An 11,595-nucleotide genomic window follows, 5' to 3' on the forward strand; every position below is an offset into this window, starting at 1 on the left:
CAATTGGTCCCGCGTTCGAGTCGCGGTCGGCCCACCATATTTAGGAAAGCCCAATCATTTAATGATTGGGCTTTTTTTTGCCGATATTATCTAACACTTATTTCACTAAGGCGTATTCACTCTTCTACGAGCAAACTTAACTTGTGCAAGCATGAGTTTAAAACCATGTTTTAAGGTTGTTTCTCGTGGTTCATTCGGTGTACGTTCTATCAATTTTTCAAAGTCTTCATCACTGAGCTTAACCCTTTTATCATGTGCCAGTAATAAAGTATCTGGTTGCAGTGCTTTCACCTTGGCCAATGATGCACGGTAAGCGTCAGGCAAGGTAATTAAATAAGGTGAGACAAATCTGTTTTTGATGATTAATATCAAATCGGCAGTATACGCCTGCTTGCTTTGTGGATGCCATAAAGACAAGTCTCGATCCGTATGCCCTGGTGTCTCCAAGACGATCCAATCTTCAAAGTTTGGCACAGGGTCACCATCCTGAACGTTGACATCTGCTTTTACAATGGGGTTGTACCAGACATTGGTAACCGACTTACCTTGTCGATTGGCCACATAATAAGTCAATCCCAAATCATTTAGATGGGCGAATCTTCCCAAAATACCATGATACCAAGGCTTGTCAGACATAGCGGTGACGATTTGACAGCCTGTTTTTTGTTTTAAAAGTTCAGCACCGCCAGCATGATCAGGATGCATATGCGTGACCATGACTGTCTTAAGTTGCTGGACCGGACGTTTTAGATTATCGGTAATATACGCTAAAATTTTATCTACATCACATCGACATCCTGAATCTAGCAATAGCAACTTGTCAGGATAAACCGCCATATACGTTGTCTGAATATATCCCTCTATCGCAACGATATCTATTAAGCTCATAATATTCCTTTATTTTGATATAACCTTTAGCCTAGCTATTTATAAACATCATTTATATATAAAAGCGCAGCCTTTTTTCAACACGCTCTAAACAATATGATTTGTCATTATAACGCTCAGTATTGTTTTATGAGTGATATTCAGTGAACGCTTGTGGCTAAGCTTTAGTATTTAGGCGTTTATCAAGCATTTATTGGCTTTTACACTTAGTTCATAAACAAAAAAACCCAGCCCTTAAGCTGAGTTTTTTTAATCATTTAAATGAAAATAGCTAACTTTCTCGATAGATAGCTTTTATAAAGCGTTATGCCAAGTCACGGACTTTTGGCTCACGTTCCCACAAGCGAGACTTAGCATTTTCGATAAAGGTATCCAATTCCGCCAGTGGTGTGACAAAAGCATCTTTCTCGATTGGTAATTTACTTAAGATAAACTCATCGGTTGCCCCGCAATAAGCAATGGCTTTACAGTGCGCGTAGGCGTCCGTAAACCAATCGAGGGTGGCACTGTCTTTAGCAAGTTGCTTAGCTTGATCAGGCATAATGATACTGACCACCGCGTCAAACATCACTGACGGACCACCTGCAACGCGCTCATCAGCTTGTATGCGAGTATCGTCGTCCAAGATTACCTCTTTACTTGGCGCGACGATTTTCACCCGAGCGCCCTCCGCTTTCGCGGCCTCTTCAAACTTCTTAATCTCACTGTGTTTTGAGCCTTCGGCGACTAAAATGCCAATTAAGCGACTTTTTAGCGTTTTAGGCGTCAAGCCAATCGTTTGTAACTTCTCAGAAGTCGCCATATCTTGTATCGGCGCTGCAGGCTCTGCCGCTTCTGGCAAGTCCATACCCAATGCTGTTGCGACACGTTTTGCCAAGTCTTCATCAATATTACGTAAATGCCCGAGCATACGCGTACGTACATGCGCCGTATCTACTTTGCCAAGCTCAAAGGCATATGCTGAAGCAATGTGTGCTTGCTCAGTTGGCGTTTGGCTAAGGTAGAACATGCGCGGCTGGCTATAATGGTCCGCAAAACTTTCAGCGCGCACGCGACCTTTGACGCCATCATCTAGCTGCTCATGGAACGACTCAAAGCCTTTCTTAATACTTTCGCGTGGCCTTGTTGGATCAAGACTTTGTGGCTCATATAACACGCGAGTTTTTGGGACATGCATTTGCATATGACCATCTTGCTGATTGTTAGCAAACGGACACTTTGGCGCGTTAATTGGAATTTGCGCAAAATTCGGTGAGCCCAAACGCGACAGCTGCGTATCTAAATAACTAAACAAGCGACCTTGCAGTAATGGGTCATTACTAAAGTCGATGCCCGGTGGCAGATGCGATGGGCAGAACGCCACTTGTTCCGTTTCGGCAAAGAAGTTATCTGGATAGCGATTTAACACCATTTTACCCACGATGCGTACCGGCACCGTCTCTTCTGGAATCAGTTTAGTCGCATCTAAGTGATCAAACGGAAACGCATTGGCTTCTTCTTCAGTAAATAGCTGTACGCCAAATTCCCACTCGGGATAGTCGCCATTATTAATCGATTCAAATAAATCTCGACGATGATAATCAGGATCCGCGCCAGAGATTTTAACCGCTTCATCCCATGTGGTCGACTGTACGCCTAGTACTGGCTTCCAATGAAAACGTACAAAGGTGCTTTTACCATCTTTATTAATAAAGCGATAGCTATGGATACCAAAGCCTTCCATCATCCCCAAACTACGAGGCAAAGCACGATCACTCATCAGCCAAATGACGTTGTGCATGGTCTCAGGGCTAAGCGAGACAAAATCCCAAAAGGTATCATGGGCAGAAGCCGCTTGCGGGAAGCCACGATCAGGCTCTGGTTTAACCGCATGAACCAAATCAGGGAATTTCATCGCATCTTGAATAAAGAAAATCGGCATATTATTACCGACGATATCCCAATTGCCTTCTTCAGTATAAATTTTCACCGCAAAGCCACGCACATCACGCGGTGTATCTTTTGAGCCTTTATTACCAGCAACCGTAGAAAAACGGGCAAATAACGGGGTCTGTTTGCCTGTTTCGGTTAAAATCTTAGCGGTGGTAAATTCTTCTAACGATTCGGTCAGCTCAAAATAACCATGGGCGGCACTACCGCGCGCATGGACGATACGTTCTGGAATACGCTCATGATCAAAGTGATTAATCTTTTCGCGTAAGACAAAATCTTCTAATAGCGTCGGGCCACGAGCGCCAACCTTAAGGGAGTTTTGATTGTCGGAAATGACAACGCCTTGCTGGGTTGTCATGGCTTTAGTTTCGCCATTAGCACGTTGGTGAGTTTCACCGCCATTGCCGCGTTCGGTATTCATATTTTTAGCGGGGTCGGTATGATCAATATTCTTATTCATAAAATATCCTAGCTAATGAGTAAAATGGACTACAGACAGCCCATCAAATAGGTACTAACACAGTTTTTATATCCTTAGAGCTAGCTTCGACTTCATATGTCGTTTAATTTTCTGTGCTTAGCGCGATTATTTCTTAATAGATGAGAAAGCTTTTACACATTTACCTGTTGAGGCATTACAGCATTGATAAGCTCATCAATTATATTACTTAAAATTTGCCCTAGGTATGTCACATATATCGGTAAGCGTGTTGATATTTGGTTAAAGTAACGACCTTTAAAATATCCATCTTTTAAATCTTCAGCTTATTAATAATCGGTTGTTGTAATATAGAGATTCTTTAAGGTATGCTTTTATAAATAAAGAATTGACTCTCAATGGTAAATAAATGGACATGATTTTTAGCCACCTATTTATCGTTTTTCACAAAACAATGAGGCTATCTATTATGTTAATGAAATCGTTGACCACAGCTAATTTATTATCCTTCCCTCCATCTAAAAGCCGTTACCGCTCATTAATGCTTACAACTTCACTGGTTTTAATGGCGCTCACTTTTAGCCAAACAGCTGCCGCCATTACCACTAAAAATGTTACTTATACGGTAGACAACCAACCCTATGAAGGCTATTACGCCAAAGCCGACAAAGCTAATGCGCCATTTATCTTACTCATTCATGATTGGGATGGACTCACGGACTATGAGCGCAAACGCGCTGACATGTTAGCGGCCGAAGGCTATAATGTATTGGCGGCAGATATGTTTGGGCAAGGCATTCGCCCGACGAATATTGAAGATAATAAACGCTTAACCGGAGAGCTGTATGACGATCGCAGCAAAATGCGCCGCTTACTGCAAGGTGCATTGAATGCAGGACAGTTGCAGGGCAATAACGTGCGTGAAGGCGTTACAATGGGATATTGTTTCGGCGGTACCGTTGCGCTGGAGCTAGCGCGTTCAGGCTTCCCGCAAAAAGCATTTGCACCTTTTCATGGCGCTTTTGATATGCCGATAGGTCAAAATTATGCCAAGACGACTGGAGAAGTTTTAGTATTCCACGGCTCTGCTGATGAATCTGTCTCTCTAGAGAGCTTTGCGACTTTGGGTAAGACGTTAGAAGCGGCGAAAGTGACGCATGAGATGGTGACATATAGTGGCGCGCCCCATGCCTTTAGCGTGTTCGGCAGCGATAAATACGATGCCCGCGCTGATCAGCGCTCTTGGCAGCGCTATTTAGATTTTTTAGCCGATAAATATAAATTACCTTAATTCATATTTCATATGAAAATCCAACCTTATTTATCACTCAGTTTAGCTTATTTATAAAAGCAATTATGAATAAAAGCGCCTATTAAAAGGCAAGGAAGCCAGTTATGTTATTGAAGAACGACGTATTGCGTGCGCGGGTTAGATTGTTAGGCTCGTTTTTAGGTGAGGCCATTTCTCGTCAGTCTGGGGAAGAAACATTACGTACTATCGAAACCTTGCGTAAAGGCTTTATTCAGGAGCGCCGCGAGCATAACAAAGAGAAAAAACAACAACTTATAGACCTTATCGCCTCGTTAGACAATCAAACCTTAAAAAACGTCATTCGAGCATTCTCTATTTACTTTTTCCTCGCCAATTTAACCGAAGAAAACTACTTGCGTGAGCAGCGCCGTATTATGCGTGCCGAGTCCAATCAAAGCTGGGAAGGCTCGTTTCGCCGCACCTTATTAGAATGCCGTGAGCGGCAGATCGAACCGAAGCAAATACAAGAGCTGATTGATCAGCTTAAATTTATTCCTGTTTTTACCGCCCATCCTACCGAAGCCCGTAGACGCACAACGATGAATATCTTGCAGACCCTCTATGAGCATACCGATGCCATGGGCGACTATCCCGAAGGTAGCCTAGCCTTTATGCAAGCTAAGCAAAAAACGGCAGAAACTATTGACTTGCTGTGGTCATCAGACGAAGTTCGCAGCCGAAAACCTTTGGTTTATGATGAAATAAACAACGGCTTACACTATTTTGACGCCAGCCTATTCATCGCCATTCCCAAAGTATATCGTAATATCAAAGACGCTATCGTCGATATCTATCCTGAGCTAAGCGACTATCCTTTGCCAGCCTTTGTTAATTTTGGCTCTTGGATTGGCGGTGATAGAGATGGCAATCCATTCGTCACCCATGAAACCACTGAAATGGCGGTATTGATGCATGCCAATACCGTGCTACGCCATTACCAAGTGTTGGTCAGGAAATTGCGTCGTGAGCTGGTTCATAGCGATACTATCGTCGATATTGCGCCAGAGATTTATGCCCGTATCGAAGACTACAGCAAGCTCGATCAAAAAGTCTTTCGCTACAATCCCGATGATTACAATAATGAGCCGTACCGCAGATTGCTGTCCATTATTCTTGCCAAAATAAAAGCCACCAACCAGCATATCCAAAGCCAAGGCGCAGATAGTGAGGCTGCACAAGAGGCTTACTCAACCCCGACGGCCTTGCTAGATGATTTACGCCTTATTCGCAAAAGCGTCAATACCCATGACAAGGCGCATGGCGAAGGCCTACTGCTTGATACTATTCGCTTGGTTAAAACCTGCGGCTTTCATTTGGCTGCGCTGGATATTCGTCAAGATTCAGGTTATCACGGCGAAGTTATTGCAGATATTTTTGCTAGCGCTTCAAATCTGCCCGACTATAAAACCCTCAGCGAAACAGAGCGCCAACAATGGCTAACCCGCTTGCTAGAAAAGCCCGGTGCACCGCTGATTTATACCGACAGCTTAAGCGCGCAAACACATGAACAGCTTGCTTTGATGAATTCTGTCGCTAAACTGCGCAAACTGGTCGGCGACGATACTTTTGGTAGCTATGTAATTTCGATGACCAACAATGCCAGTCAGCTATTAGAGGTGCTGCTACTGATGCGTTTTGCAGGCTTATCGGGTATTGATAAGAACGGATATTTATTTTCCGCCCTACCGGTTGCGCCGCTGTTTGAAACCATCGATGATTTAAAAAACATCGATAAAATTATGCCAATGGTGTTGGATAATCCGCTGTATCGTCAGTTACTTGAGCGCTCAGGCAATATTCAAGAGATTATGCTTGGCTACTCAGACTCCTCTAAAGATGGCGGCATTATTACCTCCGCTTGGCAGTTATATAGTGCCCAGCAAACCATTACCAATATTGCCAATCAATATGGTATCACCACTCGCCTGTTCCATGGCCGTGGTGGTTCCGTCAGTCGTGGTGGTGGCTCGACCCATCAAGCCATTGCCGCGCAACCTGCAGGCACTTTACACGGGCAAATCAAGTTCACCGAACAAGGCGAAGTGCTTTACGCTAAGTATGCCAATCCAGATACCGCGGTGTTTGAATTAACCATGGGAATCACGGGGGCGCTAAAAGCCAGCTCGTCACGATTTGTTGAGCAACCCAAACAGCTCGATAGCTATGAAGCCTTGTTTGCTGATTTGGCAGATGCGGGCGAACAGCAATATCGACATCTGACCGATAACACAGAAGGTTTCTATCAGTTTTATTCTGAGGCTACACCGGTACAAGAGATTTCATTGCTCAATATTGGCTCGCGTCCTGCTCACCGTAAAAAAGGACTACCGAGCAAATCGACGATTCGAGCGATACCGTGGGTATTTGGCTGGTCATTGGCGCGCTTTACCCTTCCCGCTTGGTATGGCGTGGGCAGCGCTTTAAATAGCGTCAAAAAAGACGAATATTTAATGAAAGAGATGAATAAAAACTGGCCTTTTTTCAATGTCTTTATCAGCAATATCGAAATGGCTTTTACCAAATCCGAGATGAATATCGCCCGCGCATACAGTCAACTATGTGCAGATGAAAGCTTACGTGAGCAGGTGATGCAGGCAGTGATTGATGAGCATGAACTGACGCACGCAGGTCTCAACTCCTTGCTAGAACAGGCGTCTTTACTCTCAAACCAACAAGAATTGGCTCATTCATTGGAATGGCGTAACGCCTATTTAGATCCTATTAACTATATTCAGATTGAGCTACTCAAACGTATGCGCCAGCCTGATAGCGCTAGTGATGATAAATTGGAAAATAATGAGAGACTGGCTGTCGAAGATGCGTTAATTCGTAGTATCAATGCTTTGGCAGCAGGGCTACGCAATACGGGTTAGTATTGATACAGACAGGAAGGTAGATATTTACTCAATCAAAATCGTACCAACGCTGAGTTGATTCATAGTGTTATCACAGTGAATCAATTCAGCTTTTTACGTTAATAAAGTTTTTCAAATACTAATATTTGATTGTTAGATGGCATCTCATAACGCCTACTTAACGTTAAATGATATGTATTTGCTAAATCTATAACGTCTTCTAAATGACGGATACCACTATTAGCATCGCGCTGCCGTAAGCTATGGTCAAACTGACGATTGCTTTCACTGCTATAACTGCCCTTTTCGTTAAAGGGTCCATAAACGATAAACTTACCATTTAAAGGTAGCATGTCACCGATTAATTCAAATAACTTACTAACCAAAGACCACGACATAATATGTAAAGTATTGGCGGTAAATACAGCATCATAATACTTCTGAGTATTATAGAGATTAAATGGCACGACATCAGTAGATAAGTCAAAAGCTAATGGCGCACATAGATTGGGCGCAGGATGGGCATTACGCCAAGCACTAATAGTGGCATGATGCGCTAATACATCACTGGTCTGCCATGTTAAATGGGCTAATCTTGGTGCAAAATAAACGCTATGTTGACCCGTCCCTGAACCAACTTCTAATACATGATGTGAATCTTTTAACTCTTGCTGTAGGACTTCCAGTATTGGCTGCTTATTATTTTCACACGCTTGAGAAAACGGTAAGGTTGCAGCGTCAAAGAAATGATTACTTGTTGAGCTGTCTTTATTCATAGCCTTTCCTGTTCTCTATTATCTTGCAATAGCGACCGCTAACCACTAATAAATACCCGCTTCTATCCCAGCTGCCAATGTCATCGCTAGCTCTTCGACTTGCTCAGTAAATGCTTCTTGCCAATCACCTTGTAAAATCAGCGCTTCTTGAATCCATTCCCAACGCAGCCCAGTCGTAATCGTCTTCATAGCAAGCTTAGTGCCCGTACCATCATGTCCTGCGCGAATATATAAGGCAAATGGCATGCCCTGCTTCTTCTCTAACACCGGATAATAACAGCGATCAAAAAAGTCTTTGGTCAGTCCTGCCATATAGGACAAATTCTCAGTTGTTCCTAATAATAGCGCATCGGCTGCCAGTACATCTTCAGGCTGGGTATCTTGTGGTGACTTTAATATGACATTGATATTTAACTCAGGATGATTGGCACCGTTATAAGCCGCTTGTGCCAATTTTTTGGTATTGGGAGACGGTGCATGCGCGACGATAAGTAAGGTTTTGCTACCCATATCAATCACCCTTATAGAGGTTACTAGTTCTTAGAATTAATAGTCACTCTTTGAATAATATCAGGATGGATACTTTTAGCAACCGGACAAATAAGCGCAGTGTTATAGAATATTTTTTGCATCTTATCATCTAACTTTTGATTAAAAGTAATAGCGACATGTACTTCACTGACGCGCCTTGGATCAGCAGCCATTACTTTAGTTACTTCAGCCGTAGTACCTGCGATATCAATCTCCATATCACGGGCTTTGATACCGATAATCGTCAGCATACAACTGGCTAAGCTAGTCGCTAATAAATCAGTGGGCGAAAAGGCTTCACCTTTGCCTTGATTATCAACTGGCGCATCAGTGATAATTTCGTTATTTGATTGCAAATGAATGGCGGTAGTACGCAGGTCGCCTTGATAAGTTACTTTTGAGGTTGTCATAGTTTTCTCTTTTTGAATAATTTGTTATATTTTATTTAGCACGACCTATAATATCTTTTATAATATCTGACTCACTGTAACCTTTAGCCAAGTCCCAGCCTGTAAAAATAGACCAAAGGAAACCACAAAGTGACTTTACATCATCGTATTCTTTTCCTGTTAATTCCATTCTCACAATAAGCTGTGAAAGCCTATTAAGAAGGTCAAATACTTCGGGATCGTTCAAATCTATAGCATTACGTGCATATCTTATTTCCTCATTCAACATTTGAAGATAGTAAATAACCTCTTTAAGATAGCATTCATTTTCCTGAAGACAGTTCGCTACAGCACCCCAACGATTTTCTCCATTTTTATTTTCTTTCTTAAAATAACGACGAAACTCAATTAGGTTAAGAAGTTCTTCTTTATTAGAGTGTTCTTGAGAATTACTAATTATTAGAAACGTGTTAATACATGACATTTTGAACTGTATGTATTGGTTCTTAAGACGCTCACGAACCATATTCCTGCGTCTATATTCAGGCATATATACTACAAGAAAATAAAAAATAGAACTGACTATAAAGCCTACACTCAAAGAGTGAAGTATACTCTCGTAACCAATGCTATCTAAAGTTTTTATACTGATAGCCAAAAATATCAATGTGAGAAAAATCAAGACTACAGTAATTTTTTTTGTCAAGCATCTATGATACTCTTCGATAGGATTTAGTCCCAATTTAGGTAGACTAAAAGATTTTTCAGAATGATAAGTAAAAAATATATACAATTTATTCTAAGAATTTATAACCTAAATACTCAGAATATCATTAATATGTTGAGAATTTAAATTCCATGGTTTACCAATATCTGTCCACTTTGATAACATTTTCTCATAAATACTAATCATTGGAGTGTGGCTGTTTAAATTATCATTTATTCTTAAATAATCCTTCTGCTCAGAAAACTTATTTTGCTTATTGATAAGAAACCTCGCGAACTGCATGTATTGCCCTTCATTATTACCATCAAATCCTCTAAAGTATGAATAACGGTTGTTAATAATTTCTTGGTCTTTAGACATCCTTTTATAATCTTCAATAGCTCTATATAGATCTAATACCTCTAATACAAACTTACCTGCATTTTTAGGCATATCCTGACTAATCCACTCACTAATCTGTGAGTAAAAAACCTCATAGCCATCTTCCAATATTTCACGAAGCTCATCATAATGCTCTGAATCTTCAGGATATAATTTTGATAAAATTTTATACTGATTAATTAAGTTCAATCTTTCTTTCTTAGTAAACTGCATGTTACTCTCCCTTCAATATCTTTCTTTTAATATGTTGTGACATACCCACAATATCTGGATAAATAGTATACTCATCAAGGTTTGCCCATTTAAGAAAAGTTCTAGCTTCTTCTTTAGCTTCGTTTGGGAGTACTACTTTTCGATAGCAATCAGTTGCACTATTTTCAAAACTATCATTTAGATTGCCGTGTACAGTAAATACACCTTTCTGAGCTAATAGCCTAGCGCTTTGCTGTTGCGGAAGAACAGCGATTGGTTTTTCAATTTTTACTGGGATGTGCTCCCAATAAATGGACTTGTAATCAAACTTCTTGTCATCAGGCAAACTTATAATTTCGTTACGCCCACTCAACTGGTTTAAAGATCTAGGATCTAAAATATATAAACAGCTATTTTCTGCACCTTCATAATCAGCATGCAAAATGAATGCAATCGCAACACCCATGACTGTTGTCCAATCAAGTAGCCTTGTAGGAATCCAGTAATGTTGCATATCGAATAATATTTCCCAGTCATTATTTCTTTTGTCAAAAAGTCTAGAAGCCGTTTGACTGAATTCGAAGAACAACTCCTTTTCTTTGCTTTCCCAATCACTATGTCTAAGTAAACTTGGGTTTAATTTCCAAGACTCTTGAGAATGCCCTCGATACCATATCTCACGAGGGTTGCCAAGCTCAATCTCAGCTTGCTTCACCTCTTCTAAAAACTTATTCCAAGCACTCATAAAATATATCACCTTTCCAGAATCAGAGTATATACTAGCAATTTACAATCCTAAAAATTTATCGCTGATTTCATATACCAACAATATAGCAATAAAAATCGCACTATACACAATGTAATAGCTATGAAGCAACGAAAGTATCGCCAAATTTAAATAACACGTGAATAATTACACACAAAGAAAATCCTCAGGCTAGAAAACTAGTCGGCGAATAATCAGGAATAGAGAGCTGACGAACGAATAGAGCGCCATTAAGGCAAAGCAAGAGCAGATCCTTTAAAAAGGATTCACCATATTGATTTCAAGGAATAAACCCACGGACAAAGAAAACCCCCTGCGACATAAGTCACAGGGGGTTTTCAGGAATAGAGAGCTGACGATGACCTACTCTCACATGGCCGGAGCCACACTACCATTGGCGCGATGAT

General features: G+C 41.2%; 10 protein-coding genes. 2 read left to right on the forward strand and 8 right to left on the reverse strand.

Annotation, left to right across the window (positions count from 1 at the left end):
* Positions 1-105: 105 nt before the first annotated feature.
* Together AC2FA3_RS12985 and AC2FA3_RS12990 are read right to left on the reverse strand one after the other, a co-directional pair.
* Positions 106-888, reverse strand: coding sequence for an MBL fold metallo-hydrolase (locus tag AC2FA3_RS12985; protein WP_490509931.1), 783 nt, complete (start codon positions 886-888; stop codon positions 106-108).
* 304 nt (positions 889-1,192) lie between these two features.
* Positions 1,193-3,280, reverse strand: coding sequence for a catalase (locus AC2FA3_RS12990; protein WP_490509932.1), 2,088 nt, complete (start codon positions 3,278-3,280; stop codon positions 1,193-1,195).
* A gap of 448 nt (positions 3,281-3,728) precedes the next feature.
* Between AC2FA3_RS12990 and AC2FA3_RS12995 the strand changes: the two genes are divergently transcribed.
* Positions 3,729-4,550, forward strand: coding sequence for a dienelactone hydrolase family protein (locus AC2FA3_RS12995; RefSeq protein WP_490509933.1), 822 nt, complete (start codon positions 3,729-3,731; stop codon positions 4,548-4,550).
* 104 nt (positions 4,551-4,654) lie between these two features.
* Entirely contained in the window at positions 4,655-7,444 is a 2,790-nt protein-coding gene (gene ppc / locus AC2FA3_RS13000; protein ID WP_490509934.1) for a phosphoenolpyruvate carboxylase, read from the forward strand.
* Between the two features lie 101 nt (positions 7,445-7,545).
* On the opposite strand, the gene AC2FA3_RS13005 is transcribed toward ppc, so the two are convergent.
* The 6 genes from AC2FA3_RS13005 to AC2FA3_RS13030 form a co-directional block, all read right to left on the reverse strand.
* Positions 7,546-8,202, reverse strand: coding sequence for a DUF938 domain-containing protein (locus tag AC2FA3_RS13005; protein ID WP_490509935.1), 657 nt, complete (start codon positions 8,200-8,202; stop codon positions 7,546-7,548).
* Positions 8,203-8,247: 45 nt separating this feature from the next.
* Entirely contained in the window at positions 8,248-8,712 is a 465-nt protein-coding gene (locus tag AC2FA3_RS13010; RefSeq protein ID WP_490509936.1) for a flavodoxin family protein, read from the reverse strand.
* A 23-nt stretch (positions 8,713-8,735) separates the two neighbouring features.
* Positions 8,736-9,143, reverse strand: a complete 408-nt coding sequence (locus AC2FA3_RS13015) for an OsmC family protein (RefSeq protein ID WP_490509937.1) — start codon at positions 9,141-9,143, stop codon at positions 8,736-8,738.
* Positions 9,144-9,174: 31 nt separating this feature from the next.
* Positions 9,175-9,828 carry a hypothetical protein gene (locus AC2FA3_RS13020; RefSeq protein WP_490509938.1) on the reverse strand — a complete coding sequence of 218 codons (654 nt, stop codon included), beginning with the start codon at positions 9,826-9,828 and terminating at the stop codon, positions 9,175-9,177.
* Positions 9,829-9,936: 108 nt separating this feature from the next.
* The gene (locus AC2FA3_RS13025; RefSeq protein ID WP_490509939.1) at positions 9,937-10,443 is read right to left on the reverse strand and encodes a YfbU family protein; all 507 of its coding nucleotides are present in this window, start codon (positions 10,441-10,443) and stop codon (positions 9,937-9,939) included.
* A 1-nt stretch (position 10,444) separates the two neighbouring features.
* On the reverse strand, positions 10,445-11,167 hold the full coding sequence (locus tag AC2FA3_RS13030; RefSeq protein WP_490509941.1) for an FRG domain-containing protein: 723 nt from the start codon (positions 11,165-11,167) through the stop codon (positions 10,445-10,447).
* Between the last annotated feature and the right edge of the window lie 428 nt (positions 11,168-11,595).

Source organism: Janibacter sp. CoH_79_TC_3 (assembly GCF_058197955.1).

Coding starts and splice junctions, on each gene's coding strand:
- AC2FA3_RS12995 (WP_490509933.1), top strand. CDS start 3,729: ATGTTAATGAAATCGTTGACCACAGCTAATTTATTATCCTTCCCTCCA.
- AC2FA3_RS13015 (WP_490509937.1), bottom strand. CDS start 9,143: ATGACAACCTCAAAAGTAACTTATCAAGGCGACCTGCGTACTACCGCC.
- AC2FA3_RS13025 (WP_490509939.1), bottom strand. CDS start 10,443: ATGCAGTTTACTAAGAAAGAAAGATTGAACTTAATTAATCAGTATAAA.
- ppc (WP_490509934.1), top strand. CDS start 4,655: ATGTTATTGAAGAACGACGTATTGCGTGCGCGGGTTAGATTGTTAGGC.
- AC2FA3_RS12985 (WP_490509931.1), bottom strand. CDS start 888: ATGAGCTTAATAGATATCGTTGCGATAGAGGGATATATTCAGACAACG.
- AC2FA3_RS13030 (WP_490509941.1), bottom strand. CDS start 11,167: ATGAGTGCTTGGAATAAGTTTTTAGAAGAGGTGAAGCAAGCTGAGATT.
- AC2FA3_RS12990 (WP_490509932.1), bottom strand. CDS start 3,280: ATGAATAAGAATATTGATCATACCGACCCCGCTAAAAATATGAATACC.
- AC2FA3_RS13005 (WP_490509935.1), bottom strand. CDS start 8,202: ATGAATAAAGACAGCTCAACAAGTAATCATTTCTTTGACGCTGCAACC.
- AC2FA3_RS13010 (WP_490509936.1), bottom strand. CDS start 8,712: ATGGGTAGCAAAACCTTACTTATCGTCGCGCATGCACCGTCTCCCAAT.